The 25,323-nt window shown below is 72.8% G+C and carries 24 protein-coding genes and 1 pseudogene; 11 read left to right on the top strand and 14 right to left on the bottom strand.

All coding sequences use genetic code 11. The features are described 5' to 3' along the window. Positions 1-103 precede the first annotated feature (103 nt). Positions 104-295, bottom strand: coding sequence for a hypothetical protein (locus MOX02_RS04290; RefSeq protein WP_147024500.1), 192 nt, complete (start codon positions 293-295; stop codon positions 104-106). Positions 296-396: 101 nt separating this feature from the next. Next, positions 397-1,011, bottom strand: coding sequence for a GNAT family N-acetyltransferase (locus MOX02_RS04285; protein WP_147024498.1), 615 nt, complete (start codon positions 1,009-1,011; stop codon positions 397-399). 341 nt (positions 1,012-1,352) lie between these two features. Here MOX02_RS04285 and zapE point away from each other — a divergent pair, with 341 nt between their 5' ends. The 4 genes from zapE (at position 1,353) to MOX02_RS04265 (ending at position 6,456) form a co-directional block, all read left to right on the top strand. Next, complete coding sequence (zapE, locus tag MOX02_RS04280; protein WP_147024496.1) at positions 1,353-2,591, top strand: cell division protein ZapE; 1,239 nt, start codon at positions 1,353-1,355, stop codon at positions 2,589-2,591. Positions 2,592-2,790: 199 nt separating this feature from the next. Beyond that, a complete protein-coding gene (locus MOX02_RS04275) occupies positions 2,791-5,730 on the top strand; it encodes a response regulator (RefSeq protein WP_147024494.1) in 2,940 nt (979 codons plus the stop codon). 73 nt (positions 5,731-5,803) lie between these two features. Continuing rightward, on the top strand, positions 5,804-6,103 hold the full coding sequence (locus MOX02_RS04270) for a toxin-antitoxin system TumE family protein (protein ID WP_147024492.1): 300 nt from the start codon (positions 5,804-5,806) through the stop codon (positions 6,101-6,103). After that, the gene (locus tag MOX02_RS04265) at positions 6,100-6,456 is read left to right on the top strand and encodes an HVO_A0114 family putative DNA-binding protein (protein ID WP_147024490.1); all 357 of its coding nucleotides are present in this window, start codon (positions 6,100-6,102) and stop codon (positions 6,454-6,456) included. The genes MOX02_RS04270 and MOX02_RS04265 overlap by 4 nt, the downstream gene beginning before the upstream one ends. Before the next feature lie 12 nt (positions 6,457-6,468). On the opposite strand, the gene MOX02_RS04260 is transcribed toward MOX02_RS04265, so the two are convergent. Both MOX02_RS04260 and secA read right to left on the bottom strand, forming a co-directional pair. Continuing rightward, positions 6,469-6,900 carry a GNAT family N-acetyltransferase gene (locus MOX02_RS04260; RefSeq protein ID WP_238179581.1) on the bottom strand — a complete coding sequence of 144 codons (432 nt, stop codon included), beginning with the start codon at positions 6,898-6,900 and terminating at the stop codon, positions 6,469-6,471. Positions 6,901-6,904: 4 nt separating this feature from the next. Continuing rightward, positions 6,905-9,811, bottom strand: coding sequence for a preprotein translocase subunit SecA (gene secA / locus MOX02_RS04255; RefSeq protein WP_147024489.1), 2,907 nt, complete (start codon positions 9,809-9,811; stop codon positions 6,905-6,907). A gap of 335 nt (positions 9,812-10,146) precedes the next feature. Between secA and MOX02_RS04250 the strand changes: the two genes are divergently transcribed. Continuing rightward, on the top strand, positions 10,147-11,040 hold the full coding sequence (locus MOX02_RS04250) for a peptidylprolyl isomerase (RefSeq protein WP_147024487.1): 894 nt from the start codon (positions 10,147-10,149) through the stop codon (positions 11,038-11,040). Positions 11,041-11,082: 42 nt separating this feature from the next. Beyond that, a complete protein-coding gene (locus MOX02_RS04245; protein ID WP_147024485.1) occupies positions 11,083-11,511 on the top strand; it encodes an anthrone oxygenase family protein in 429 nt (142 codons plus the stop codon). A 20-nt stretch (positions 11,512-11,531) separates the two neighbouring features. On the opposite strand, the gene MOX02_RS30985 is transcribed toward MOX02_RS04245, so the two are convergent. The 3 genes from MOX02_RS30985 to hemH all read right to left on the bottom strand — a co-directional run bounded on the left by MOX02_RS30985 (position 11,532) and on the right by hemH (position 14,153). Then, entirely contained in the window at positions 11,532-11,675 is a 144-nt protein-coding gene (locus MOX02_RS30985) for a hypothetical protein (protein WP_170267658.1), read from the bottom strand. A gap of 118 nt (positions 11,676-11,793) precedes the next feature. After that, positions 11,794-12,897 carry a helix-turn-helix transcriptional regulator gene (locus MOX02_RS04240; protein WP_147024483.1) on the bottom strand — a complete coding sequence of 368 codons (1,104 nt, stop codon included), beginning with the start codon at positions 12,895-12,897 and terminating at the stop codon, positions 11,794-11,796. Between the two features lie 155 nt (positions 12,898-13,052). Further along, positions 13,053-14,153, bottom strand: a complete 1,101-nt coding sequence (gene hemH / locus MOX02_RS04235; RefSeq protein ID WP_147024482.1) for a ferrochelatase — start codon at positions 14,151-14,153, stop codon at positions 13,053-13,055. Positions 14,154-14,324: 171 nt separating this feature from the next. On the opposite strand from hemH, the gene MOX02_RS04230 reads away from it, so the two are divergent. The 3 genes from MOX02_RS04230 to MOX02_RS04220 are packed head-to-tail and all read left to right on the top strand — an operon-like array spanning position 14,325 to position 17,531. Continuing rightward, positions 14,325-15,278, top strand: a complete 954-nt coding sequence (locus MOX02_RS04230) for a class I SAM-dependent methyltransferase (protein ID WP_147024481.1) — start codon at positions 14,325-14,327, stop codon at positions 15,276-15,278. A gap of 37 nt (positions 15,279-15,315) precedes the next feature. Then, positions 15,316-16,845: a bifunctional metallophosphatase/5'-nucleotidase gene (locus MOX02_RS04225; protein WP_147024480.1), complete on the top strand. Its 1,530-nt coding sequence runs from the start codon at positions 15,316-15,318 to the stop codon at positions 16,843-16,845. Next, complete coding sequence (locus MOX02_RS04220) at positions 16,845-17,531, top strand: uracil-DNA glycosylase (protein WP_147024479.1); 687 nt, start codon at positions 16,845-16,847, stop codon at positions 17,529-17,531. The genes MOX02_RS04225 and MOX02_RS04220 overlap by 1 nt, the downstream gene beginning before the upstream one ends. 4 nt (positions 17,532-17,535) lie before the next feature. On the opposite strand, the gene rlmN is transcribed toward MOX02_RS04220, so the two are convergent. The 6 genes and pseudogenes from rlmN to MOX02_RS04190 all read right to left on the bottom strand — a co-directional run bounded on the left by rlmN (position 17,536) and on the right by MOX02_RS04190 (position 22,285). Beyond that, a complete protein-coding gene (gene rlmN, locus MOX02_RS04215) occupies positions 17,536-18,822 on the bottom strand; it encodes a dual-specificity RNA methyltransferase RlmN (RefSeq protein WP_147024478.1) in 1,287 nt (428 codons plus the stop codon). An 82-nt stretch (positions 18,823-18,904) separates the two neighbouring features. Next, positions 18,905-19,087 (bottom strand): annotated as a pseudogene (locus MOX02_RS04210) (BrnA antitoxin family protein); the annotation flags it as partial. 30 nt (positions 19,088-19,117) lie between these two features. Beyond that, the gene (locus MOX02_RS04205; RefSeq protein WP_147024477.1) at positions 19,118-19,963 is read right to left on the bottom strand and encodes a 23S rRNA (adenine(2030)-N(6))-methyltransferase RlmJ; all 846 of its coding nucleotides are present in this window, start codon (positions 19,961-19,963) and stop codon (positions 19,118-19,120) included. A gap of 8 nt (positions 19,964-19,971) precedes the next feature. Continuing rightward, a complete protein-coding gene (locus tag MOX02_RS04200) occupies positions 19,972-20,637 on the bottom strand; it encodes a ribonuclease T2 family protein (protein ID WP_147024476.1) in 666 nt (221 codons plus the stop codon). 37 nt (positions 20,638-20,674) lie between these two features. After that, positions 20,675-21,142: a hypothetical protein gene (locus tag MOX02_RS04195; protein ID WP_147024475.1), complete on the bottom strand. Its 468-nt coding sequence runs from the start codon at positions 21,140-21,142 to the stop codon at positions 20,675-20,677. A gap of 141 nt (positions 21,143-21,283) precedes the next feature. Then, entirely contained in the window at positions 21,284-22,285 is a 1,002-nt protein-coding gene (locus tag MOX02_RS04190; RefSeq protein WP_147024474.1) for an extensin-like domain-containing protein, read from the bottom strand. A gap of 123 nt (positions 22,286-22,408) precedes the next feature. Here MOX02_RS04190 and MOX02_RS04185 point away from each other — a divergent pair, with 123 nt between their 5' ends. Together MOX02_RS04185 and MOX02_RS04180 are read left to right on the top strand one after the other, a co-directional pair. Continuing rightward, complete coding sequence (locus MOX02_RS04185; RefSeq protein ID WP_147024472.1) at positions 22,409-23,647, top strand: amidase; 1,239 nt, start codon at positions 22,409-22,411, stop codon at positions 23,645-23,647. A gap of 71 nt (positions 23,648-23,718) precedes the next feature. Continuing rightward, positions 23,719-23,982 (top strand): hypothetical protein, encoded by a 264-nt coding sequence (locus MOX02_RS04180; RefSeq protein ID WP_147024471.1) that lies wholly within the window; start codon positions 23,719-23,721, stop codon positions 23,980-23,982. A gap of 75 nt (positions 23,983-24,057) precedes the next feature. Here the strand turns inward: MOX02_RS04180 and MOX02_RS04175 are convergent, their stop codons facing one another. Then, positions 24,058-25,323, bottom strand: a complete 1,266-nt coding sequence (locus MOX02_RS04175) for an AI-2E family transporter (RefSeq protein WP_147024470.1) — start codon at positions 25,321-25,323, stop codon at positions 24,058-24,060.

The following is a 25,323-nucleotide window of genomic DNA, read 5'->3' as shown; positions in this document are numbered from 1 at the left end:
GGCCGCCCGCCGAGATGCCGCCGGGCGACGTGATCCTGCGCGCCCACCTCGTGCGGGCGGGCGCCCGGATCAGCGAGACCTGGGACGCGGTGGCCTGATCCCCTCAGGCGCCGCGGCGCTCGCGCTCCAGGCGCTTGCGCAGGCGGCTCGCGCCGTAGGCTTCGGCGAGCCGGCGGCGCGCCGCGCTGACGGGAGGCGCCTGCCGCTCGGTGCAGGCGGCCGCGATGACGCGCAGCGTCGCGTCGACGGAGCGCTCCAGGCGGCCCACGGCCGCCGAGGCATCGGTGTCGCGCATCGGATGTTCAGCCCTTTGTGCGGGCACCCTCTGGCGGGGCGGCCCGGAGCCACTGTCGCGGGAAGCGGCGGCCGGAAGAAGGCAGCTTGGCCGTGGCCGGCTCACGATGCCGCGCGCCACGCGCCCCGGCCCGCCGCCGCGACGGCGAGCGTCAGGTCGAAGGCTTCCGCGACGCTCTCGTGCCAGAGCGAGACCGGGGTCGGGAGCGCGAGGTGCAGGGCGCCCTCCGTCTCCGGGCCGGCCGGGCGCAGGTTCGCGCCGAGCTTGGCCGCGAGGCCGCGCATCGGGCCGTTCCGGGTGAGGCAGCGGACGTGCAGGTCGCTGACGCCGCGGTTGCGGGCCGCGTCGGCGATCCGCGCGAACAGGGCCGAGCCGAGGCCCAGGCGGCGGAAGTCCCGCTCGACGGCGAAGGCGGCCTCGGCCTCCGGCCCGAGCAGCGGGCCGGGCGGGCAGGGGCCCATCGGCCGCAACTCGCCCAAGCCCCGCAGCGTCCCGTCGACGAAGGCGCCGAACACGAGGCCCTCCGCACTCACCGCCCGCTCGGCGTAGGCGCGCACGCCCGCCTCGCTGACCGCGCCCATGAAGCGCCCGGCGCGGGTCTCCGGGTCGAGCCGCAGGAAGTAGTCGACGATGGCCGGGCGGTCGCTCGGCCAGAGGCGCCGGATCTGACCCCGCCAGGGGGTCGGTCCGGTCTGGTTCAGTCTGGGCAGTGCCATGCCGGTCTCCGGTCGTGTTGCGCGTCGCGCGCAGCGAGTCCCGGACGAAACCTCCCGTCAGGCGCGCGCCGGCCGATCCCGGCCAAGCTGCATCTGGCGGGCGGCGATCTCGCACGGCCGGTTTTGTTGTGCAATGCAGCAAAAAGACGTACCCCGTCCCTGCCGGGTCGGCCATGCGCCGGCGTGATGGAACCGGAGGCCGGCTGTCACCGATCCTGGGGGAGGCGGGCTTGATCCGGGCGCTGCCGCGCGGCACAGCCCTGACGGCTCCCGTTCATCTCGCGCCCTCCATCGATCCGTGAGGTGAGGCACCGGCTCAGACGCGCGAGGTGACGGCCGAGGTGACAGGCTCCCATCCGACATCGGGCCCGGCCCGCTCCCCCGAGGCCCACGCGGGGGCTCAGCCCCTCGGCCCCGTCCACGCGCGCTACGAGGGGCTGGTGACCTCCGGCAGCATCGAGCGCGACCCGGCGCAGCTGCGCCTCGTGCGCGCCCTCGACGCGCTGGCGCAGGACCTCGACCGGCGCCGGCGAGCGAAGAAGGGGAGCGCGCTCGGCTGGCTGTTCGGCCGCAAGGACGATGCGGGCGGTCCACCGAAGGGGCTCTACATCTGGGGCTCGGTCGGGCGCGGCAAGACCATGCTGATGGACCTGTTCCACGAGGCCGCCCCGGCGCCCAAGCGGCGCGTCCACTTCCACGGCTTCCTCGCGGACGCGCACGAGCGCATCCACGCCTACCGGCAGGCCCTCAAGCGCGGCGAGGTGAAGGGCGACGACCCGATCCCGCCCGTCGCCGAGGCGCTGGCCGCGGAGGCGAAGCTCCTCTGCTTCGACGAGTTCACGGTGACGGACATCGCCGACGCGATGATCCTCGGCCGCCTGTTCGGCGCCCTGTTCCGCCAGGGCGTCACGGTGGTGGCGACTTCGAACGTCGAGCCCGACCGGCTCTACGAGGGCGGCCTCAACCGCGCGCTGTTCCTGCCCTTCGTGGCGGAGCTGAAGGAGCGCGTGACGGTGCTGCGCCTCGACTCGCGCACCGATTTCCGCCTGGAGAAGCTCGGCGGCGCCTCGGTCTACCACGTGCCCGCGGACGCGGCCGCCCGCGCCGCCCTCGACCGCGCCTTCAAGGGGCTGACCGGCAAGGCGAAGGGGCGGCCCGCCACGATCCGCGTGAAGGGCCGCGACGTCGCGGTGCCGGAGGAGGCGGCGGGCGTCGCCCGCTTCGCCTTCGCCGACCTCTGCGCGCAGCCCCTCGGCGCCTCGGACTACATGGCGCTGGCCGGCACCTTCCACACCCTGATCGTCGATGCCATCCCGGTGATGGGCGAGGCGCAGCGCAACGAGGCCAAGCGCTTCATCACCCTCGTCGACACCCTCTACGACGCGCACGTGAAGCTCGTGGCCTCCGCCGAGGCCGAGGCGCAGGACCTCTACCCGGTGAAGGAGGGCCGCGAGGCGTTCGAGTTCGACCGAACGGTCTCCCGCCTCATCGAGATGCGCTCCTCGGAGTATCTCGCCCTGCCGCACGGCCGCGGCGACTCCGAGGCGACGGGGGCGAGCACCGGCCTCGTGGAGACCTGAGCGGGCTTGATCACGACGATGTGAGGCGAGGACCGAGACGGGCGGGCACCCGGCGAGGGCTTGGCGGAGGGCTTGGCAACGCGGGCTTGGCCGAGGGCTTGGCCGAGGGCTTGGCCGAGGGCTTGGCAACGCGGGCCGGCGGCGCATTTACCCGTAACCGCGCGATGAGCCCGTCCCGGCCGGAACCCGAAAGTCCCCGATGAGCGTGTCGATCTCCGCGCTACGCCGCTGGAACTGGCGCGGGACGCCCGGCCGGAGCGGCCGGCTCGGGTCGCCCACGGCCTTCGGCCTGCTCGCGCTCGCCCTCGCCTCGGGCTTCTGGAACTATCTCGCCGGGGAGGCGCGCCGGGCCGAGGTCGCCCGCGACACCGGCATCATCGCGGGCGTCGAGCGCCTGCTCTCCTCCGTGAAGGACCTGGAGACCGGCGAGCGCGGCTACGTCATCGTCGGGGGTGAGCGCTACCTCGCCACCTACACGGACTCGCTTGGGGCCATCGACGCGCGCCTCGGCGCGCTCGGGGGCGTCGCGGCTGTGCCGGGGCGGGACGCGGCCACGGGCGGCAAGTCGCTCGCGACCCTGATCGCCGAGAAGCGCGACTTCGCCGCCCGGGTCGTGGCCGCGCGCCGCGAGCAGGGCTTCGAGGCCGCCACCGCCCTCGTGCGCACCGAGGAGGGCAAGCGGATCATGGACGCGATCCGGGCCGAGTCCGCCGCGATCCAGGCCGAGACCGGCCGCCGCATCGACGCGGTCCAGGCGCAGGACCGCGCCCGAGCCCTCATCCTCTCCCTGATCAGCGGCCTGTCGGCGCTGGCGGCGATCGTCCTGCTCGCCCGCCTCGCCCTGGTGCGCCGCCGCGAGTCCCTGCGCATGACGCGCCTCCTCGACGGGGTTCTGGCCAACGCCCCCGTCGGGCTCGGCTTCCTCGACCGCGACCTCAAGATCCGCCACATGAACCGGGCGCTCGCGACGATGAGCGAGCGCGGGTTCGGGGCCGATCTCGGGGCGCCGATCTGGGCGATGCTGCCGACGCTGCGGGAGGAACTCGCTCCGAAGCTCGCCGCCGCGCTCCGCGAGGGGCTCGTCACGCCGGACGTGCCGGTGGCGGTGCCGGCCCCGAGCGCGCCGGGCGGCGTGCGCCACTTCTCGATGAGCTTCTACCCCCTGCGCGGCGAGGCCGGGGAGCGCGACGTCGAGGGCGTCGGCCTCGTCGTCCTCGACGAGACGATCCGGCGGATGGCCCAGGACCGCCTCGCCCGCAGCGAGGAGCGCTTCCGCTCCCTGATCGAGGCCTCGGCCGCGATCGTCTGGACCGCCGACCCGGACGGCGCCCTGCACCCGCGCCAGAGTGCCTGGACCCGCTTCACGGGGCAGGAGGAGGGGGCCTACGCGGGCCTCGGCTTCCTCGACGCCGTCCACCCGGACGACCGCGGCCACACCCGCGCCGCCTGGGCCCACGCGGTGCGCACCCTGACCCCCTACGAGACCGAGCACCGGCTGCTGCGCCGGGACGGCGCCTACCGCTACATGGGCGTGCGCGCCGTGCCGCTCCTCGACGCGGACGGGCGCCTGCGCGAGTGGGTCGGCACCCACAGCGACATCACCGAGCGCAAGGAGGCCGAGGCGCAGATCGCCGCCGCCAAGGAGGCCGCCGAGGAGGCGAACCGGGCGAAAAGCCAGTTCCTGGCCAACATGAGCCACGAACTTCGCACGCCGCTCTCGGCGGTGATCGGCTATTCCGAGATGCTGCAGGAGGAACTGGAGGATCTCGGTGAGCCGGCGCTGACCGCCGACATGCGCAAGATCGAGTCGAACGCGCGCCACCTCCTCGGCCTCATCAACGACGTCCTCGACCTCTCGAAGATCGAGGCCGAGCGCGTCGAGATCTTCGCGGAGGATTTCCGCGTCTCGGAGGTGGTCGAGGAGGTCGCCGCCACCGTCGAGGGCCTCGTCGCCAAGAAGGGCAACGCGCTCGCCCTCGCGCTCGCCCCGGATCTCGGCTCGGCCCACACCGACGTGACGAAGCTGCGCCAGTGCCTCATCAACCTGCTCAGCAACGCTGCGAAATTCACCGAGAACGGCCGGATCACGCTCTGCGCCGCGCGGGAGCCGGACGGGACCCTGCGCTTCTCCGTCTCCGACACCGGCATCGGCATGAACCCCGAGCAGGTCGGGCGCCTGTTCGAGCGCTTCACCCAGGCCGACGCCTCGACGACGCGCCGCTTCGGCGGGACCGGGCTCGGCCTCTCCATCACCCGCGCCTTCGCGCACATGCTCGGCGGCGACATCGGGGTGGAGAGCCGGGAGGGGACCACCTTCACCCTGCGCCTGCCCGCCCGCTACCGCGCGCCCGCCGAGGAGCCGCCGCCCGCGCCGAGCCCCGCCGGGGAGGGGGAGGAGGGCGTCACCATCCTGGTCATCGACGACGACGCGGCGACCCGCGATCTCCTCGCCCGCTTCCTGGAGCGCGACGGCTTCCGGGTGGCGACGGCGAGCGACGGGCGGATCGGGCTGGAGCGGGCCAGGAGCCTGCGCCCGCGCGCCATCCTCCTCGACGTCACCATGCCTCACATGGACGGCTGGTCGGTGCTGCGGGCGCTGCGCGCCGACCCGGATCTCGGGGGAACGCCGATCGTGATGGTGACGGTGCTCGACGAGGAGACGCTCGCCTTCTCCCTCGGGGCGACCGACTACCTGCACAAGCCGATCGAGTGGGACCACCTGAAGGCGGTCACGGACCGGTTCCGGCCGGGACCGGGCGGGGGGCCGATCCTCGTCGTGGAGGACGACGCGGACGCCCGCGAGCGCCTCGCCGCCTATCTCGGGCGCGAGGGCCTGCCGGTGCGCACCGCCGAGCACGGGGGCGCCGCCCTCACCGCGGTGGCGGCGGAGCGGCCCGGCCTGATCCTCCTCGACCTGATGATGCCGGAGGTGGACGGCTTCACCTTCCTGCGCCGCCTGCGCGCCCGGACCGACTGGCGCGACATACCGGTGGTGGTGCTCACCGCCAAGGACATCACTGCCGAGGACCGCCGCCGCCTCGCGGGCCGGGCCGACCGGGTCATCGCCAAGGGCACGCTGAGCCTCGCGGACCTGGCGCGGGAGGTGCGGGAACTGGTGGGGGGCGAGGTGGCCGCGTAGCAGCCGCGGGCATCCTTCGTCTGGCGCGCCGACAGGCGGCATGGCAAAATATGACGGATGATGTCATAGTGAGATGGCGAGCGCGATCCTCCTCCTCCACGACAAGACCATCTTCGCGGACGGCGCCATCCTGGAGGTGAAGCTCTGGCGTCTCGCGGAGGGCGACGTCGTTCGCGGGTCGGTGCACCCGTTCAAGTACTCGCTGTTCTACGGCCGGGCCGGGCTGCGCCTGCTGGCCTACGACAACGAGGCCGGGAAGGGCGACCATGTTCACCGGGGCGAGGTCGAGATGCCCTACGCCTTCACAACCCCGGCCGACCTGATCGAGGCGTTCCTCGCGAAGGTCGCCAGCCTTCGGGAGAGCACGGGATGAAAGGGACGGTCGAGATCCGGGTCGGTGCCGATCTGCAGGGCGTCGCCGACGCCTTCCTCGACGCTTGGCGGCGCGGCGCGGGCGGCGACACGACCGCCCGCCGCATCCTGACGTTCGAGAGCTGGGACGCACTCGCCGCCACGCTCACGCCGGCACGCCTCAAGCTCCTGCGCGGTCTCCGCGCGGAGCCCGCCTCCTCGATCCAGGACCTCGCGCGCAAGCTCGACCGTCCCTACCGGCGCGTTCACGACGACGTGGTCGCTCTGGCCGACGCAGGGCTGATCGAGCGCAGACCGGACCGGTCCCTGGTGGTCGTCGCCGACCGCATCGAGGCGAGCGTCGAACTCGTCTGAGCGGCGAACCTTTCAGGATTCCCGGTCGAACCGGAAGGCGTTCGTCAGGCGCGGCATGCCGATGCGCTCGTAGAAGGCGTCGGCGCCGGGCGCCGCGGTGAGCATCACGGCGACCTCGGGGCCCGCCGTCTCGCGCACCACCTCGAGGAGGCGGCGGCCGACGCCGCGCCCCTGGAAATTGCGGTCGACCGCGAGGTCCGAGACGTAGGCGCACCACGCGAAGTCGGTGAGGACGCGGGCGACGCCGACGAGCGTGCGCTCCGGCACCAGGGCCCGGGCCGTCACGATCAGGTTCGCGCCGCGAAGCATCCGGGCGAGGCGCGCCGCGTCGCCGGGGCGCCGCGCGTCGAGCCCGGAGGCGGCGAGCACGCGGCGGAACTCCGCCGCGCTCAGGGCCGGCTCGACGCCGTAGGCGATACCGGGCGTCGGGGAGCCGGCCGTCACGGGCTCAGCCCGAGTAGCTGCCGTGGCAGTGCTTGTACTTCTTGCCCGAGCCGCAGGGGCAGGGCTCGTTGCGGCCGACCCGGCCCCAGGTCGTGGCGTCGGACGGGTCGCGCTCCAGCACGGCCGCGTCCGCCGAGAGGCCCTGCGCCGCGTAGCCGTAGGCCGGCCCCGCGCCGCCGGCGCTGCCCGTGCCGCGGCCGGCGTAGTCCATCTCGTTCTCGCCCGTCGCCGGGTCGAGGTGCTGGGCGAACATCGGCGGCAGTTCCGGGCTCTCCAGGCCGCCGAACGGCCCGGCGCCCTGGCCCTCCGGCTCCTGGTAGACGATCTCGATGCGGGCGAGCTGGGCGGTGACCTGCTCGCGCAGGTTCGCCACGAGGCCGTTGAAGAGGTCGAAGGCCTCCGACTTGTACTCGTTGAGCGGGTCGCGCTGGGCGAAGCCGCGCCAGCCGATCACCTGCCGCAGGTGGTCGAGGGTCACGAGGTGCTCGCGCCAGAGATGGTCGAGGGTCTGCAGGAGGACCTGCTTCTCGATGTAGGTCATCACCTCGGGCGTGTTCTTCTCCACGCGCTCGGCGTAGGCCTCGTCGGCGGCCTTGCGCAGGCGCTCGCGCATCTCCTCGTCGGCGATGCCCTCCTCCTTGGCCCACTCCTCCACCGGCACGTCGAGGTTGAGCACGCCCTGCACGCGCTCGCGCAGGCCCGCCACGTCCCACTGCTCGGCGTAGGCGTTCTCGGGGATGTGCACGGTCACGAGGTCGTCGATCACGCCGTGGCGCATCTCGTCCACCGTGTCGCGCACGCTCTCCTGGCCCATGAAGTCGCGGCGCTGCTCGAAGACGACCTTGCGCTGGTCGTTCATCACGTTGTCGTACTTGAGCACGTTCTTGCGCATGTCGAAGTTGCGCGCCTCGACCTTCTGCTGCGCCTTCTCGATGGCCTTGTTGATCCAGGGGTGGATGATCGCCTCGCCCTGCTCCAGGCCGAGCTTCTGCAGCATCCCGTCCATGCGGTCGGAGCCGAAGATGCGCATCAGGTCGTCCTGCAGCGACAGGTAGAACTTCGAGCGCCCCGGATCGCCCTGGCGGCCGGAGCGGCCGCGGAGCTGGTTGTCGATGCGCCGGGACTCGTGGCGCTCGGTGCCGATGATGTAGAGGCCCCCCGGCAGGTCTCGCTTGCGGCCGGCGGCCGGGTCGGCGGGCTCGCCCGCGGCGAGCACCTTGGCCCGATTCTCCTCGATCTCGGACTTGATCCGCTCGATCGCGGCGTCGCGCTCCGAACCTTCCTCCAGATGCGCGAGCTCCTTCTCGATGCGCATCTCCAGGTTGCCGCCGAGCTTGATGTCGGTGCCGCGGCCGGCCATGTTCGTGGCGATGGTGATGGCGCCGGGCACGCCGGCCTCGGCCACGATGTAGGCTTCCTGCTCGTGGAAGCGGGCGTTCAGCACCGCGAAGCGCTTCGTCACCCGGCCCTCGCGGGCGGCCTTGTAGACGTCGGTGAGCGCGTTCGGGTCCGAGTAGTCGAGGAGCGTGTAGCCGTGCTTCTTCAGGAGCTCGGCGAGGTACTCGGACTTCTCGATCGAGCCCGTGCCGACGAGGATCGGCTGGTGGCGGGCATGCGCCTTGTCGATCTCCGCGATGATCCCGGCGTACTTCTCCTCGACCGTGCGGTAGACCTCGTCGTCCTCGTCGACGCGCTCGACCTCCTTGTTGGTCGGGATCTCGACGACCTCGAGCTTGTAGATCTCGGCGAACTCGTCGGCCTCGGTGGCGGCCGTGCCGGTCATGCCGGCGAGCTTCTTGTAGAGGCGGAAGTAGTTCTGGAAGGTGATGGAGGCCAGCGTCTGGTTCTCCGGCTGGATGGTCACCCGCTCCTTGGCCTCGAGCGCCTGGTGCAGCCCTTCCGAGTAGCGCCGGCCCTGCATCATGCGGCCGGTGAACTCGTCGATGATCACCACCTCGTCGTTGCGGACGATGTAGTCCTTGTCCCGGGTGAACAGGGTGTGGGCCCGCAGCGCCTGGTTCACGTGGTGGACGAGGGTGACGTTGTGCGCGTCGTAGAGGTCGCCCTCCTTGAGGAGGCCCGCCTCGCGCATCGCCTCCTCGACGAACTCGTTGCCCTCCTCGGTGAGCGAGACGGTGCGCTGCTTCTCGTCGAGGTCGTAATGGGCCTTCACGAGGCGGGGCATGATCGCGTCGACGGCGACGTAGAGCTCGGAGCGATCGTCCACGGGGCCCGAGATGATGAGCGGCGTGCGCGCCTCGTCGATCAGGATCGAGTCCACCTCGTCGACGATGGCGAAGTTGTGCCCCCGCTGCGAGAGCTGGGACATCTCGTACTTCATGTTGTCGCGCAGGTAGTCGAAGCCGAACTCGTTGTTCGTGCCGTAGGTGATGTCGCAGGCGTAGCTCGCCTTGCGCTGCTCGTCGTCGAGCCCGTGCACGATGATGCCGACCGACATGCCGAGGAAGCGGTAGATCCGGCCCATCCACTCGGCGTCGCGCGAGGCGAGATAGTCGTTGACCGTGACGACGTGCACGCCCTTGCCCGAGAGGGCGTTGAGGTAGACGGGCAGCGTCGCCACGAGCGTCTTGCCCTCGCCGGTCTTCATCTCGGCGATGCCGCTCTCGTGCAGCACCATGCCGCCGATGAGCTGCACGTCGAAGTGGCGCTGCCCGAGCACGCGCTTGGCCGCCTCGCGGACCGTGGCGAAGGCGGGGACCAGGATGTCGTCGAGGCTCTTGCCGGCGGCGAGCTCGGCCTTCAGCGCGTCGGTGCGGGCGCGCAAGGCCTCGTCCGGGAGGGCCGCGATCTCCGGCTCCAGGGCATTGATCGCGGCGACACGCGGACGGTAGCCCTTGACGCGACGGTCGTTGGACGAGCCGAAAATCTTCTTGGCGAGGGCACCGAGCATCGTGAACCTGCGGTCGTGCGAGCCGTCAAAAGGCGAATTGGGCGGGCTTATAGAGGTAAATATCGGGGGGCGCATCTAAAAGAGGCCCCGCTTCGCGGCCTCCCGGGGGCGGCCGGCGAGCGATCCGCGAGAACGGCCGAGCTTGCCGAATCGTTCCTCACGATCGGGTGTGCCCGGGACCCCGGGCGGCGCGGCGGAGCTTGCGTTCGGGGCCGAGCCATTCCACCTGTGTCGCCGATTCCCGCGGCCGCCGCGCCGCTTCCGATGCCCCGCGACGAGACCGCGACGGTCCGCCCGCCGCGGTCCGGGGCCGAGTGCCCGAGGACGCCGACCCGATGCCGATCTCCCGAACCCTGCGCTGCGCCAGCGCCCTCGCGCTCGTCCTGAGCCTGCCGGCCGCCGCCTGGGCGCAGTCGACGGCGACGCCGGCCGCGCAGTCCGCCCCCGCCCCGGCCCCCGAGACGGTGGTGGCCAAGGTGAACGGCGCCCCGATCACGCAGGGCGACCTGAACGTGGCGGGCGAGGACCCGGCCCTCTCGCTGCCCGGCGTCGACGAGGCGCAGAAGAAGAACCTGCTCGTCGACTACATGATCGACCTCAAGGTCGGCGCGCAGGCGGCGGAGGCCGCCAAGATCGGCGAGATGCCGGAGTTCAAGCGCAAGCTCGCCTATTTCCGCGACAAGCTGCTCCTCGACGAGTACCTCGACCGCGAGGCCAAGAAGGCGGCGACCCCGGAGGCGGCCCGCGCCCTCTACGACCAGACCGTCAAGGCGATGAAGCCCGAGGAGGAGGTCCACGCCCGGCACATCCTCGTCGACAACGAGGGCGACGCCAAGAAGATCTCCGAGCGCATCAAGGGCGGCGAGGACTTCGCCAAGGTCGCCGCCGAGATGTCGAAGGACCCGGGCTCGAAGACCGAAGGGGGCGATCTCGGCTGGTTCACCAAGGAGCGCATGGTGGCGCCCTTCGCCGAGGCCGCCTTCAAGCTGCCGGTCGGCCAGGTCTCCGACCCGGTCAAGACGCAGTTCGGCTGGCACGTCATCAAGGTCGAGGAGAAGCGCACGAAGCCGATCCCGGGCTTCGAGGAGATGCGCGAGCAGGTCGACCAGTACCTGACCCGCAAGGCGCAGCAGGACCTCATCCTGAAGCTGCGCGAGGGGGCCAAGGTCGAGCGCACCGACGCCGCCCCGCCGGTGGCCCCGCCGCCGCCCGAGACGAAGAAGCCCTGAGGCGCGGGGCGCGCACCCCGCCCGATCGCCGGGAGGCTCGGCATGCTCGCCGGATTGGCAGCCCTCGCCGTCGCCGCGCTGTTCTCGGGCGCGGCGCTCTACATCAACGTCGCGGAGCAGCCCGCCCGGCTGAGGCTCGACGACCGGGCGCTGCTCGCGCAGTGGCAGGTCGCCTACCGGCGCGGCTTCGCCCTGCAGGCGACGCTCGCGATCGTCGGCTTCCTGTGCGCGGCCGCGGCGTGGTGGCAGACCGGCCGCCCCGCCTTCCTGCTCGGCGGCCTCGTGCTCCTCGCCAACTGGCCCTACACGCTCCTGGCCATCCTGCCGACGAACCGGCCTCTGATGGCCACGCGGCCGGCCGAGGCCGGCGCGGAGAGCCGGCGCCTGATCGGGCGCTGGGCGCGGCTGCACGCGGTGCGCACCGCCCTCGGCCTCGCGGCCACGCTCCTCCTCGCGGTCGCGCTCGCCTGAGGGCGGGCCCGCGCGGGCGGTCAGGCGACGTCGGGGGTCAGGTAGGAGGAGTGCGAGGCCGGCGTCGGCTCGACCGGGCTCAGTTCCCGCGCGCGCCGCTGCGACATCAGCTCGAGGATGGCGAGGACGAGCCAGGGGCCGCCGATTCCGATGAAGAAGCCCATCTGATCCCTCGTGAGCGATAAGCCTGACCGGCCCTGGCTGGAGAAGGATAGGTCGGTGCGCCGCCTCAGCAAGTCGGAAACGCCGTACCGGGGCACCTTCGGCGCGCGGAAACCGGCCTTAAGCCGCGGCTTGCCGGCAGAGCAGGAGCAGGAGGCCGCCCTGGCCCGTCGTCCCGGTCTTGGCGAAGATCGCCTTGAGGTGCGAGCGGGCGGTCGGCATCGACACGCCGAGGCCGGCCGCGCACTCCGCCACGCCGCGGCCCGAGAGCAGCGCCTCGCAGAACGCGATCTCGCGCGGCGTCAGGCCGTAGAGCGCCCTGAGGAGCCCGGCCTCCGGCAGCGCAGTCCCGTCGAGGTCGGTGATCGTCAGGATCGCCCGGGCGCCGTCGAAGTACTGGAAGCCCGCCTTGCGCAGGGGCTGGGCCCGCAGGAGGAGGGGCCGGCGGCCTGTCCGCTCCACCACCACCGGCGCCAGCGCCGGGCTGTCGGGCTTCAGCTCGGACCAGATCGCGGCTGCCACGTGCGCCTGCAGGGCGGCGCTCGCCCGCAGGTTCCCGGGCACGGTCAGGCGGCCCCGGCGCAGGTCGAGCGCGCCGCCGAGGAACCGCTCCGCGGCGCTGCCGGTGCGCAGCACGCAGCCCGTCCGGTCGAGGAGGAGGGCGGGCCGGCGCAGCGTCTCCAGGGTGTCGGCGATCCCGTCGAGGCGGGCCTCGCCGACGTCGCGGGCGAGCGCGGCCGCCCGCCCGAGCGGGGCGATCAGCCGGCGCAGGGCGGCCTGCTCGTCCGGCGTGAACGCTCCCTGCCCGATCGTCCGCTGCAGGGTGAAGCACCAGACGTCGTCGCCCACCGTGACGAGGAGGCCCGCGAACCACTGGAACCCGTAGGCGCGCAGGAAGTCGCTGTAGAACGGGTTTCCCCGCATCGCGTCGGGCGTGGTGATGTCCTGGTCGACGAGGAGGCCGGTGCGCATCAGCGTCGGGATGCCGTTCGCCCGGTAGTCGCGCTCGGCCCATCCGGTGCGGAAATAGGCCGCCATCAGCTCCTCGATCGAGTCGCTGGAGGGCACGCCGGGCACGCGGCCGAGGATGGGGATGGCCCCGGCGCCGCGTGCGCCCGTCGCCTCGACGATCCGGGAGACCGCCTCCGGCCACGCCTCGGGCCGGACGGCCGCCGAGACCAGCATCTCCTCGATGCCGCGCAGGCTGTCGTCGTCGAGGTGCATCGAACCTCCGGCGCGGACCGCGCGCCGTCGCGCGCGGAATCTTGTCCGCACCACTCTTAGTCGAGACTCCTCCGTCGCACTGCAACAGAAAAGTTGTCCCGACCGGTCATTCCCGCGCCCGACCGGGGCGGCCCAAGAAGAACCGGATCGGAATCTCAGACCCAGCCCTGAAGCTCACGGCGAACGACGTGCTCGATCACCTGCATGCCGAGATCCGAATCGTTGAGGCAGGGGATGTAGGCGAAGTGCTCCCCGCCGTTCTCCTCGAAATAGTGGCGGTTCTCGCCGTCGAGCTCCTCCAGGGTCTCCAGGCAGTCGGCGGTGAAGCCCGGCGCCACGATGGCCAGCCGCTTCACGCCGCTCCTGGCGAGGTCCTGCACCGTCTCGTCGGTGTAGGGCTTCAGCCACTCCTCGTTGCCGAAGCGGGACTGGAAGGTGACGCGCATCCGCTCGGGCGAGAAGCCCAGAGCCTCGCGGATGAGGCGGCCGGTCTTCACGCACTGGCAATGGTAGGGGTCGCCCTTGAGGAGGTAGCTCTTCGGCACGCCGTGGAACGAGGTGAGGATCACCTCCGGCTCGAAGTCGAGCCGGGAGAGCCCCTCGCGGATCGATTGGGCCACCGCCTCGATGTAGACGGGATCGTCGTGGTAGGGCGGCGAGACCCGCACGGTCGGCTGCCAGCGCATCTGCATCAGGGCCTTGAAGGCCTGGTCGCAGGCGGTGGCCGAGGTCGCGCCGGCGTACTGGGGGTAGAGCGGCACCAGCAGGATGCGGTCGCAGCCCCGGTCGAGCAGCGCCTGGATGCGCAGGGACACCTCCGGCTTGCCGTAGCGCATCGCCCAGTCGACCACGACCGAGTCGCCCATCGCCGCCTGCAGCTTCTCGCACTGGCCGCGGGTGATGGTCTTGAGCGGGCCCTCGTCGAGCTCCGTGTTCCAGACGCTGGCGTAGTCGCGCCCCTTCGGGCCCGGGCGCTTCGTCAGGATGACGAGGTTGAGGAGCGGCCACCAGATCAGGCGCGGCACCTCGATGACGCGCCGGTCGGAGAGGAACTCCTTCAGGTAGCGCCGCATCGGCCAGTAGCTCGTGCCCTCGGGCGTGCCGAGGTTCATCAGCAGCACGCCCACCCGGCCCCAGCGCACCGGCGGGTGCTCGGCGGGGAGCGGCGCGCCCTGGGGCGCCGCGCTCCCGGCCGCAGCCTGCGGCCGGACGGCCTGACCGGTCTGGAGCGAGGCGGGTTCGACGCGTTCGTTCATCGGCTTTCGGCCCCGGGGGCGCTTCCCGCCGTGGCCGCAACGACGGCCCGCGACGACGGTTTCGTGAGATGGAGGCGGACCTGCGGGCGAACACGCCGCGGTTGTCCGCGCGGACATATCTATCTAGAGCACGGAGCCGGCCAGCGAAGATTCGACAGGACAGACCGCGACATGCCGTCTCCCCGCTACTTCATCAACCACTTCATGCCCTTCACGGGCTACCCCTACACGGGGGCGCCCACGGCCTGCAATCTGTGCGGCTCGCAGGAGGCCGTCACGGTGGCGGAGACGGACCGTCGGCTCAAGACCCTGCGCTCCATCGCCTGCGCGGAGTGCGGCCTGATTCGCACCGACCCGATGCCGACGCCGGCCGAGCTCGCGGACTACTACGCCCACGCCTACCGCGCCGACTACCAGCTCGCCTTCGCGGGCGGCCCGCCGCGCCACCACCTCAACCGCTCCGCCCGGGAGGCGGCCCTGCGGGCGGACCTCCTCGCCCCGAAGCTCCGGCCCGGCGCCCGCGTCCTCGATTTCGGCTGCGGCTCCGGCGAGTTCCTCGCCGCGGCGCGGGCCCGGGGCTGCGAGGCGATCGGCGTCGAGCCCGGCCGCGACTACGCGGCCTACGCCCGGCGGACCCACGGGATCGAGGTGCTGGACGATGCGGGCGACGACCGCTTCGAGGCGGGTCACTTCGACGTCATCACGACGCACCACGTGCTGGAGCACCTGCGCGACCCCGCCGACGTGATGGAGCGCCTCGCCCGCTGGCTGAAGCCGGACGGGGTGCTGTACGCGGCGGTGCCCAACATGGCGGCCACCGCCAAGCCCCCGCACGAGCGCTTCCACTTCGCCCACGTCCACGGCTTCGTGCGCGAGACCTTCGACCTCATGGCGCGCCGGGCCGGCCTCGTGCCCGATACGGGCTACCGCCGGGAGGACACCACGGTGGTGTACCGCAAGACCGACCAGCCGGCCGGCCGCCTCGCGGTGCCGGGCCTCGCCCAGCGCCTCGCCGGGGAACTGAAGCCGATGGCGCCGGGCGCCTACCTCGCCTCCGGCGCCTGGATCTGGCCGATGGTGCGCCGGAACGCCAAGGCCGTGCGCGACACGTTCGTGTCGCGTTGAGGCGCTAGGGCGGATCACCTCCGGAGAGTCGAGCCCGATGCCCCGTCCCAGCCGCCGCCAGACCCTCGGCCTCGGCCTCGGCGCGGGGCTCGCCGCGAGCCTGCCGGCCGCCGCGGCGGAGGAGGGCGCCCCCGCCCCCGAGGCCACCTTCAGCCTGCTCCTCGTCAACGACGTCTACCAGATGGCCGAGGTGGACGGCTGGGGCGGCTTCGCGCGGCTCAACGCGGTGGTGAAGGCGGAGCGGGCGCGCGGCGTGCCGATGCTCTACGCCCACGCGGGCGACACCCTGTCCCCCTCGCTGATGTCGGGCATCGACCGGGGCGCGCACATCGTCGAGCTCCTCGACCGCGCGCCCCCCGACGTGTTCGTGCCGGGCAACCACGAGTTCGATTTCGGGCCGGCGGTGTTCCTGCAGCGGATGCGGGAGGCGGCCTTCCCGGTCTTCGCGGCCAATCTCCGGGACGGCGCGGGCAAGCCCCTGGAGGGCGTGCAGGACCGCACTCTGGTCACGCTCGGCGGCATCCGGATCGGCATCGTCGGCATCGCGCTCGCGAGCACGCCGGAGAAGTCCCAGAGCGGCGACCTCCGCTTCGGCCCCGAGATGGAGACGCTCGCCGACCAGGCCGAGGCCCTGCGCCGCGAGGGGGCGGACCTCGTCGTCGGCGTCGCCCACACCGCCCGCCCCACCGACCGGGCGATCGTGGCGGCGGGCCTCGTCGACATCCTGCTGTCCGGCCACGACCACGATCTCCTCGTCCACTACGACGGGCAGCGCGCTCTGGTGGAGTCGAGCGTCGACGCCCACTACGTCACCTCCGTCGACGTCACCGTGACGGTGACGGGCGAGGGGCAGGCCCGGCGCGTCGCCTGGCACCCGCGCTTCCGCATCCACGACACCGCCACCGTGACGCCGGACCCCGAGACGCTGGCGATCGTCCGGCGCCTGGAGGGCGAGCTCTCGCGCGAGCTCGACGCGGCGCTCGGCACGACGCGCACCGCCCTCGACAGCCGCGTCGCCACGGTGCGGGCGCGCGAATCGAGCTTCGGCGACCTCGTCGCGGACGCCCTGCGCGCCGCCACCGGCGCCGAGGCCGCGATCATGAACGGCGGCGGCATCCGGGGGAACCGCCTCTACCCGGCCGGCAGCGTGCTGACGCGGCGCGACATCCTGACCGAGCTGCCCTTCGGCAACACGACGGTGCTCGTGGCGATCTCGGGCGCGCAGCTGCGCGCCGCGATCGAGAACGGGCTCTCGGATTTCGGGCGCACGGCCGGCCGGATGCTGCAGGTCTCCGGGCTCACCGTGACGGTCGACCCCGCGGCGGCGCCGGGCTCCCGGGTCGCCTCGGTGCTGGTGGGGTCGGAGCCCCTCGACCCCGCCCGCACCTACCGGGTCGCCTCGAACAGCTTCCTGTACGACGGCGGCAACGGCTACGGGGTGCTCGCCAGGGGCCGCACGCTCATCGGCGCGACGGACGGCAAGCTCGTCGCCAACGAGGTGATGGCCTACATCCGGGCGAACGCCCCCCTCGACGTCGAGTCCGGGCGCCGCATCCTGGTCCGCTGATGACAGACACGCCCGTCGCCGCGGCGCTCGCCCGCTTCCGCGCCTCCGGCTCGCCCTGGGCCGAACTCCCCTTCTTCGCGGACGGCGGCGCGGACCGGGTGGCGGCGCGGGTCGACGCCCGCATCGCGGCGGGCGCCCGGGTGCTGCCCGAGCCGGAGAACATCTTCCGGGCGCTCGCCCTGACGCCGCCGGAGGCCGTCAAGGTCGTGATCCTCGGCCAGGACCCCTACCCGACCCCGGGCGACGCCCACGGGCTCGCCTTCTCCTACGTGGGCCCCGGCCGCCTGCCGGCCTCGCTCAGGGTGATCCTGGCGGAAGTGGCGCCCGGCCGCCCCGCGCGCGGCGACCTCACGCCCTGGGCGGAGCAGGGCGTGCTCCTCCTCAACAGCGCGCTGACGGTGGAGGCGGGCAAGGCCGGCGCGCACCTGCGCTACGGCTGGGCGCGGCTCACCGACGAGGCGGTGGCGGCGGTCTCCGAGCGGGACCGGCCCGCCGTGTTCCTGCTCTGGGGCGCGCAGGCCCGCTCACGGGCGGCCCTGATCGACCGCGCGCGCCACGGCGTCATCGAGACGGGCCATCCCTCGCCCCTGAACCGGGCCCGGGACTTTCCCGGTTCCGCCCCGTTCGCGCGGGCGAATGCCTGGCTCGAGGCGCGGGGCCTCGCGCCGGTCGCGTGGCAGACTTAGCCGCTCAGTCCTCGTCGCCGCCCGCGTACATCCGCTCGGCCATGCCCTCCTCCAGCATCAGCCGGGCGCGGGCACGCAGCTTCTCGGTCTCGCTCTTGAGCTGGCCGCAGGCGGCCAGGATGTCGCGGCCGCGCGGGGTGCGCACGGGCGACGCGTAGCCGGCGTTGAACACGATCTCGGAGAAGCGCTCGATCCGCTCCCAGTCCGAGCATTCGTAGCGGCTGCCGGGCCAGGGGTTGAACGGGATCAGGTTGATCTTGGCCGGGATCCCCTTGAGCAGCCGCACCAGCTCGCGGGCATCCGCGTCCGAGTCGTTGACGCCCTTCAGCATCACGTACTCGAAGGTGATGCGGCGCGCGTTATTGAGGCCCGGGTAGCGGCGGCAGGCGTCGAGGAGATCCGCGATCGGATACTTGCGGTTGAGGGGCACCAGCTCGTCCCGCAGGTCGTCCCGCACCGCGTGGAGCGAGATGGCGAGCATGGCGTGCGCCTCCTCGCCGAGGCGCCGCATCTGCGGCACCACGCCCGAGGTCGAGACCGTGATGCGGCGGCGCGACAGGCCGAGGCCCTCCTGGTCGGACATCACGCCGACCGCGTCGATCACGTTGTCGAGGTTGTAGAGGGGCTCGCCCATGCCCATGAACACGATGTTCGTGACGAGGCGGCCCGCCTCGCCGTTCGCGTCGCGCGAGGGCATCTGGCCGACGAAGTCGCCGAGCTCGTCGCGGGCCACGATCAGCTGGGAGACGATCTCCGCGGCCGAGAGGTTGCGCACGAGGCGCTGCGTGCCGGTGTGGCAGAACGAGCAGGTCAGCGTGCAGCCGACCTGCGAGGAGACGCAGAGCGTGCCCCGGTCCGGGCCCGGGATGTAGACGCACTCGATCTCGGCACCGCGGTTGTGGTCGTGGGCGCCGGTCGGCGCCATGCGCAGCAGCCACTTGCGGGTGCCGTCCCGGGAGACCTGCTGGCTCACCACCTCCGGCCGGTCGAGCGTGTAGTGCTCGGCGAGCAGGGCCTTGAGCCCCTTGCCGACGTTCGTCATCTCGTCGAAGGCGCGGGCGCCGCGGACGTTCAGCCAGTGCCAGATCTGGCCCGAGCGCATGCGGCCCTCGCGCTCCGGCACGCCGACCGCGAGGAGGCGGGCCTTCAGGTCCGCGCGGGTGAGCCCGACCAGGGAGGTGCGCCGCCCCGGCAGGGGGGCGTCCGCCTCGGGCCGGAACTCGGGCGTCTTCTCGATTGCGGGAACGGCGCTGCCTGCGCGCCGGGCGGTGTCGAACGACGCCGTCGCCATGATCGTCTCGGGGCCTTCGGAGAGGGGTTCCCGACGCATATACGGGAAGTGCGGCCGAAACGCGAACCTCGGCCGGATGGTCTCACCGGCCGCGCCTTCGGCCTCCCGCCGGATCGCCCGAAGTGCGCAGGGTTCCGGCCTCGCGCCGCAGGACGTCGTTGATCCGGGTCTGCCAGCCCGGGCCCGACGCCTTGAAAGCGGCGAGCACGTCCGGATCGAGGCGCAGGGCCGTGAGAACCTTGCGGTTCTCGGACCGGGGCCGGCCGCGGCGGCGGGCGGTACGCCGCGTGTCCGCTCAGCCCGGCGCGCCCAGCGCCTCGCAGCGGAAGGCGCCGTAATCGGCGCGGGCCAGGCGCTCGGCGAGCGCGGGCAGGAACAGGCCGGCCTCCTCGGCGAGCGTCCAGGGCGGATTGACGACGACGAGGCCGGTGCTGGTGAGGCGGGTCGGGTCCGGGCGGTCGATCATCAGGTCGAGGCGCAGCGCCGGCCGCTTCAGGGCGGCGTCGAGCCCCGCGACCATGCGGTCGACGGCCGCCACGTCCTTGATCGGGTACCAGGCGAGGAAGAGGCCGGTCGGCCACTTCGCCACCGCCCTGGCGAGGCGGCTGCCCAGGCGCTCGATCTCGCCCGGCACCTCGTAGGGCGGATCGATCAGGACGAGGCCGCGCCGCTCCGGGGGCGGGATCAGGCTGTTGAGGGCCGTCCAGCCGTCGAGATGCAGCACCTTGGTGCGCGGATCCTGGTTGTAGCGGTCGCGCAGCACCTCGGCGTCGGCCGGGTGCAGCTCCACGAACACGCCCTGGTCGGTCGGGCGCAGGGCCTCGCGGATGAGGGCCGGGGAGCCCGGGTAGACGCTCTCGCCGTGGCGCTCCCGCACGGCCGCCACCGCCGCGCGGTAGGGTTCGAGCAGGGCCTCGATCTCGGCCGGGAAGGGCTCGTCGAGGCGGCCCCAGCCGTCCTGCCACTCCGCCGTCCGTCCGGCCTCCTCCCCCGCCAGATCGTAGAAGCCGAGGCCCGCGAAGGCGTCGATCGCCCGGAAGGGGGCGGGCTTGCGCTGCAGGTGTGCGAGCACCCGCACGAGGACGAGGTGCTTCAGGACGTCGGCGAAGTTGCCGGCGTGGAAGGCGTGGCGGTAGTTCATCGACCCATCTAGCGGGCGGCCTCCAGGGTGACCTCGGGCGCGCGGCAGTTCTGGCGCGCCACCTCCGGACAGGCGGCGAAGCCGCGCAGGTCCTTGGTGAAGCAGATGCGCACCTCCTGCAAGCGGCCGCGGGCGCAGGCCACCGCCATCATGTCGGGCCGCAGCCCCTTGTTCGCCAGCACGAACTGCCGCGCGATCTCGATCGGCGCGAGGCGCCGGTCGCTGCCCGCGTTCCTGAGGTCGTCGGGGATCGTCACCGCCGCGCGCGCCTCGCGGGCGGCCCGGAAATAGGCGGCCGGGTCGAGCCCCGAGCAGGTGCCGTGCTTGCGCCACTCGTAGCGGGCGAGCCCCTCGCTCGAGAAGACCTCGCCGGCCACCTCCATGGCCTGGCGGGTGGGGGAACGCTCGAAGGCGGAGCAGTTCGTCGGGTAGCCGCGGGTGTATTGCGGCCAGAGCCCGTGCACCACGAAGCCGAGCCCGCGCCCGGGCGCGCACTGGCGCTCGTCGCGCCCGGCTCCCGCGCCCTCGCAATAGGTGGGCGACCAGGACAGGGCGAGCACGTAGAAGTCGAAGTCGCCGGGCCGCCCGCGCCCGAAGCCGCCCTCGTCCTGCGCGGACGCGGGCGCGGCCAGCAGCGCGCCGAGCGCCGCGATTCCCCAGAACACCTGCTTCATCACCCTCCCCCGAGGCAGAAGCGAGCCGGCGCCGTTCCTACGGGCGGGCCATCCGGCAGGCGGTGGCGTAGGCGTAGGCGAGGTTGCGGTCGAGCCCGTGCACGCAGAACTCGACGCCCCAGGTCGAGCCGATGATGCCGAGGCTCTCGCGCACCGAGTAGTCGACCTTCCGGCGGATGCCATCCGAGGTCGTGGCGGTCGCCGTGCAGTAGCGGCGCGGATAGTAGTCGAGGCCCCAGGGGCGCCACGCGGTGCGCTCGATCCGGTCGTAGGAGACGATCGTCAGCGACGAGTTCCAGAACTTCGCCTCCTTCTCGGCGAACTGGCTCGCGACCTTCTCCAGCACGTCCGGGTCCTGGCAGCCCGGGATGTTGGCGTCGAACGGGAAGGTCCGCTCCTCGGCGGGCTCGATCTCCTCGCGGGCGGACCGGGCGAGGGCGGGCTCGATGGCGCCCGCGAAGGCGAGGCCGAGGCACAGGGCGGCGAGGGTTCGGTTCGGGCGCATGCCGGCGTCTTCCGCTGGAAATACCTGAGCCTTCGACGCTTGAACGGCGGCCCCGCGGAGTCAACCCGGCACGCTCCCGCGGCCACGCTTTCCCGGGGCAGTGGGGTATGCGGGGCACACCTCGCCCCGCTCCCGCGCCCGTCAGTAGATCGGGCCGCTCCCGAGGCCGGGGGCGGTGAGGGCGAGGGGCTCGTCCTCGAAGGCCGGCTCCTCGTAGGCGGGGGCCGCCGCGAGGCGCGGGGCCGGGGCCTGCGGGCGATAGGTGCGGGGCGCGGGCGCGGCGGTGTAGGCCGAGGGCGGCGCGGCGGCAGGCGCGCGGGCGACCTTGGTCGGGCCGCCGCGCGCCGACATCGGGGTGAGGCCGTAGGGATCGTCCTCCTCGACGTCGATCGGAGCCTGCGGCGGCGCGGGCTGGCGGGCGGGCGGGCGCGGGTAGGAGGAGCGGGCGCCCTCCGCCCCGAGCTGGGGCTGGAACTTGATCAGCGGCTGGCAGATGCGCTTGAGCCCGCGCGGGTCGTGCCGGGCGAGGTCCACGTGGATGTGGTCGTAGTGGAACACGTTCGAGCCCGGCGCCAGCACCGTGGTGAAGCGCTGGCAGGCCCCGAGGAAGACCTCGCGCAGGAAGCCCTGCTCGGCCTCGGTGCCGCGCCAGCCGCCCTTCACGGTGATCACGGAGCCGTCCGCGAGCTTGAAGGACATGATGTCGACGGCGTTGCCGAAGGAATGCTCGGAGAGCTTGGCGCCGGCCTGGTTGTTGCGGCCGCGGCAGGCGTAGGAGCCCGCGTTGATCTCGGCCACGGGCTGGCCGAAATAGAGGTTCGCCGCCGGCTGGATCGTCTCGGCGAGCCACGCCTCCGCCTCGGAGAGCGCCGGGCAGGCCAGCGTCATGCGCTGCTTGAGCAGGACGGAGCCGTTGCCGAGCCGCGTCACCCGGAAGGGCTGCTGCATGCCGCAGGGGCCCGGCCCGTCGATCTCCTTGGCGGGGGTGACGAACTCGGTCTGCTGCACGAGCTTGCGCGAGAGGCAGACCTGCTCCGCCTGGTCGCGCCACGGCTCCCGCCGCTCGAACCTGTTGAGCGCACAGCCGGTGAGCCCCGCGCCGACGAGCGCCAGGGCGGATAACGCGAAGACGCTACGCCACATGACCCTAGGATGCGGTGGGTTGTGTAAAGGGTCCGTCAACGACGTTCGCCTGAGCGGGGTTGTGGGCGGGGCTGTGGACGGCCGCGTTGACAGAGAGGCGCCGTTCGGCCGAACTCCCGCCCCATGCTCTCCCTGGTCGATCTCCGCACCCGCATCGAAGCCGGCACGCTGACGCCCGAGGGCGCCGTGCGTCTCGTCGAGGAGCGGATCGCCGAGCGCGAGCCGGGCGTCGGGGCGCTCGCCGCCCGCGATCCGGCGCCGGCCGTGCCCGCGGACGGGGCGCTCGCCGGCATCGCGGTCGGCATCAAGGACATCATCGACACCGCCCACCTGCCGACGCAGATGGGCTCGCCCCTCTACGCGGACTGGCGGCCGAAAGCGGACGCCGCGATCGTGAGCCGGCTCAAGAGCCTCGGCGCGGTGCCGCTCGCCAAGACGACGACCTCGCCCTTCGCGAGCCTCGACCCCACCGCGACGCGGAACCCGCGCGCGCCCGGCCGCACGCCCGGCGGCTCATCGGCGGGCTCGGCCGCCGCGGTCGCGGCCGGGATGCTGCCGCTGGCGCTCGGCACGCAGACCGGCGGCTCGGTGATCCGGCCGGCCTCCTTCTGCGGGGTCGGGGCGATCAAGCCCTCCTTCCGGCTGCTGCCGATGGTGGGGGTCAAGACCTTCTCCTGGGCGCTCGACACGCTCGGCCTGTTCGGCGCCGGCGTCCGGGACGTCGCCCACGCGCTGGCGCTCGTCGCCGACCGGCCGGCGATCGACCTCGGCGCGTCCGAGGCGGGCACCCCGCGCATCGGCCTCGTCCGGCAGGATTTCGCGGGCGCCGCCGAGCCGGAGGCCGAGGCGGCCCTCGACCGGGCGGTCCGCGCCGCCGAGCGGGCGGGCGCCCGCCTGCGCGAGATCGCGCTGCCCGAGCCGCTGCCGGGCGCCTGGGCCCGCCACGGGATCATCCAGGATTTCGAGGCGCGCCAGGCGCTCGCCTGGGAGTATGCCGCGCACCGCGCCGCGCTCTCGGAGAAGCTCGGCGGCCAGCTCGACCGGGCGCAGGCGATCACGGCCGCGGCCTACGACGACGCCCGCCGCCACGCCCACCGGGCCCGGCGCGTCCTCAAGGACCTGTTCGGCGAGATCGACGTGCTGCTGACCTACGCGGCACCCGGCCCGGCGCCGGAGGGCCACGGCTCGACGGGGGACCCGCGCTTCAACAAGCTCTGGACGCTGATGGGCGTGCCTTGCGTGAACCTGCCGGTGCCGGGCGAGGGACCGCCCGTCGGCGTGCAGCTCATCGCCCGCTTCGGCGACGACGGCCGGGCGCTCGCCGCCGCCCGGATGATCGAGCGGGGCTTGGCGGAGATTTGATCCGGTCCGGCAACTCAATCTTTTGAGATTGCACGTAGACGACCGAGTCCGTGCCTCAAGGACAAGCGCTCGTGAACGGCCTCGGCACTCGGACCAAGAGCGCTCGGAACTTCGTGCTGGGGCTCCTGGCTATCTGGAGCTTCTCCGCTTGGCAGTTGTTCCGAGCGGCAGCATGGGGTGTTGTATTCTATCCGGGGCGTCACAGCGGCGACCGACTGCTCGCCGTCGACGCCTGGGATTTCTGGGCGGCAATCTACGTCTGGACGGTTCTGGGACCGATCTTCATGGTCGGTACGGCAACCTTCATGTGGATCCAGCGTCACGATCGTTTCTGATCTGCACCATACTCCTGATCACTCTCGCTGACGGGCCGCTCCCTGAAGGCGGCGCGGCTTGAGCGACGATAGGCTTCAGCTCGCTTCCTCGCCCAGCGTCTCCTCGACGTAGAGCTGCTCCAGGAGCACCTTCATCACGGCGAGCATCGGCAGCGCCAGGGCGATGCCCCAGAGCCCGAACAGGACGCCGAGGACGAGCTGGCCCGCGAAGATCGTGGCGGGCGGGATGTCGAGGGCCCGCTTCTGGATGACGGGGGTCAGCACGTAGCTCTCCAGCGTCTGCACCGCGAGGTAGACGCCGAGCGCGCCGAGCACGGCCGTGAGGCCCGAGGCGAGGCTCGCCAGGAGGATGACGAGGCCGGCCACCAGCGGCCCGATCGTCGGGATGAAGGCGAGGAGCCCCGCCTGCAGGCCGAGGATCAGCGAGCCGCCGACGCCGAGGAGCCAGAGGCCCGCCCAGGTGCACAGGAAGATCACCGCCATGGTCACGAGCTGGCCGAACAGCCAGTGGCGCAGGGTCTCGCCCATGCCGTCGAGCACCTTCGCTCCCCGCCCGCGGTGGCGCGGCGGCACGAAGCGCAGGGCGCCGTCCCGGTAGCTCGCCGGGTCGGCCGCGAAGGCGACGCCGAGGAACAGGATCACGAGCACGTTGCCGAGCGCGTTGAACAGGCCGAAGATCACCGAGGCCGCGGGGCCGAGCACGCTGCCCGCGTCCGACAGGAAGGTGCCGGGGCTCTTCAGCGCGCCGGAGGCGAGGCCCGCGAGCCCGCCGGGCTTGCGCGCCTCCTCGTCCTCCGGCCGATCCTTCTTCTCGGCGTGGCCGGCGGGGGCGCCGGGGCCCGGCTCGGCACTCTGCCCGGGACTCGGCCCGGACCCTTGCCCACTTCCTTGCCCGCCCGCTTGGCCGCCGCCCTGACCGCCCCCGCCCGTCCCCTCGACGGCGTTGAGGAGCGGCACGTCGAGCCCGCGCGCCTTCAGCCAGTCGCTGACCGTGCCCGATTGCTGGCGGATGGTCTGGCCGAGGTCGCGGCCCTGCTGCGCCACCGTGGCGCCGCCGAAGGCCACGAGGGCGACCGTGCAGGCGCCGAGGGCGAGGCTCGCGATCCCGAGCCGCACCGAGCGCGGCAGGGGCAGGACGTGCCCCAGCCCCCGCGTCAGCCCGTCGAGGAACACCCCGAACAGGGCGCCCGCGAAGATCAGGAGCAGGGTCGCCACCGAGATCCAGGCCAGCGCGAGGAGGGCCGCGAAGGCGACAACCGCGATGCCCGCGAGCGCGAGCGCGCGGGTGGTCCGGGGCTCGCCCGGCGGGGCGGGCGCGGGGCCCGGCGCGTGCTGGGGCAT

Origin of the sequence: Methylobacterium oxalidis, assembly GCF_007992195.1 — a bacterium.
GTDB classification, from domain to species: domain Bacteria; phylum Pseudomonadota; class Alphaproteobacteria; order Rhizobiales; family Beijerinckiaceae; genus Methylobacterium; species Methylobacterium oxalidis.
Note: the sequence above shows the minus strand (reverse complement) of the source record. Positions and strands in the feature narration are given on the sequence as shown.

What these genes read in the sequence shown, in the direction of transcription:
- MOX02_RS04245 (WP_147024485.1), top strand. Translation starts at nt 11,083, where the DNA reads ATGCTCGCCGGATTGGCAGCCCTCGCCGTCGCCGCGCTGTTCTCGGGC.
- MOX02_RS04230 (WP_147024481.1), top strand. Translation starts at nt 14,325, where the DNA reads ATGCCGTCTCCCCGCTACTTCATCAACCACTTCATGCCCTTCACGGGC.
- MOX02_RS04175 (WP_147024470.1), bottom strand. Translation starts at nt 25,323, where the DNA reads ATGCCCCAGCACGCGCCGGGCCCCGCGCCCGCCCCGCCGGGCGAGCCC.
- hemH (WP_147024482.1), bottom strand. Translation starts at nt 14,153, where the DNA reads ATGAACGAACGCGTCGAACCCGCCTCGCTCCAGACCGGTCAGGCCGTC.
- MOX02_RS04220 (WP_147024479.1), top strand. Translation starts at nt 16,845, where the DNA reads ATGACAGACACGCCCGTCGCCGCGGCGCTCGCCCGCTTCCGCGCCTCC.
- MOX02_RS04185 (WP_147024472.1), top strand. Translation starts at nt 22,409, where the DNA reads ATGCTCTCCCTGGTCGATCTCCGCACCCGCATCGAAGCCGGCACGCTG.
- MOX02_RS04195 (WP_147024475.1), bottom strand. Translation starts at nt 21,142, where the DNA reads ATGCGCCCGAACCGAACCCTCGCCGCCCTGTGCCTCGGCCTCGCCTTC.
- MOX02_RS04205 (WP_147024477.1), bottom strand. Translation starts at nt 19,963, where the DNA reads ATGAACTACCGCCACGCCTTCCACGCCGGCAACTTCGCCGACGTCCTG.
- MOX02_RS04270 (WP_147024492.1), top strand. Translation starts at nt 5,804, where the DNA reads ATGGCGAGCGCGATCCTCCTCCTCCACGACAAGACCATCTTCGCGGAC.
- MOX02_RS04285 (WP_147024498.1), bottom strand. Translation starts at nt 1,011, where the DNA reads ATGGCACTGCCCAGACTGAACCAGACCGGACCGACCCCCTGGCGGGGT.
- MOX02_RS04200 (WP_147024476.1), bottom strand. Translation starts at nt 20,637, where the DNA reads ATGAAGCAGGTGTTCTGGGGAATCGCGGCGCTCGGCGCGCTGCTGGCC.
- MOX02_RS30985 (WP_170267658.1), bottom strand. Translation starts at nt 11,675, where the DNA reads ATGGGCTTCTTCATCGGAATCGGCGGCCCCTGGCTCGTCCTCGCCATC.
- rlmN (WP_147024478.1), bottom strand. Translation starts at nt 18,822, where the DNA reads ATGGCGACGGCGTCGTTCGACACCGCCCGGCGCGCAGGCAGCGCCGTT.
- secA (WP_147024489.1), bottom strand. Translation starts at nt 9,811, where the DNA reads ATGCTCGGTGCCCTCGCCAAGAAGATTTTCGGCTCGTCCAACGACCGT.
- MOX02_RS04250 (WP_147024487.1), top strand. Translation starts at nt 10,147, where the DNA reads ATGCCGATCTCCCGAACCCTGCGCTGCGCCAGCGCCCTCGCGCTCGTC.
- MOX02_RS04265 (WP_147024490.1), top strand. Translation starts at nt 6,100, where the DNA reads ATGAAAGGGACGGTCGAGATCCGGGTCGGTGCCGATCTGCAGGGCGTC.
- MOX02_RS04290 (WP_147024500.1), bottom strand. Translation starts at nt 295, where the DNA reads ATGCGCGACACCGATGCCTCGGCGGCCGTGGGCCGCCTGGAGCGCTCC.
- MOX02_RS04240 (WP_147024483.1), bottom strand. Translation starts at nt 12,897, where the DNA reads ATGCACCTCGACGACGACAGCCTGCGCGGCATCGAGGAGATGCTGGTC.
- MOX02_RS04225 (WP_147024480.1), top strand. Translation starts at nt 15,316, where the DNA reads ATGCCCCGTCCCAGCCGCCGCCAGACCCTCGGCCTCGGCCTCGGCGCG.
- MOX02_RS04190 (WP_147024474.1), bottom strand. Translation starts at nt 22,285, where the DNA reads ATGTGGCGTAGCGTCTTCGCGTTATCCGCCCTGGCGCTCGTCGGCGCG.
- MOX02_RS04275 (WP_147024494.1), top strand. Translation starts at nt 2,791, where the DNA reads ATGAGCGTGTCGATCTCCGCGCTACGCCGCTGGAACTGGCGCGGGACG.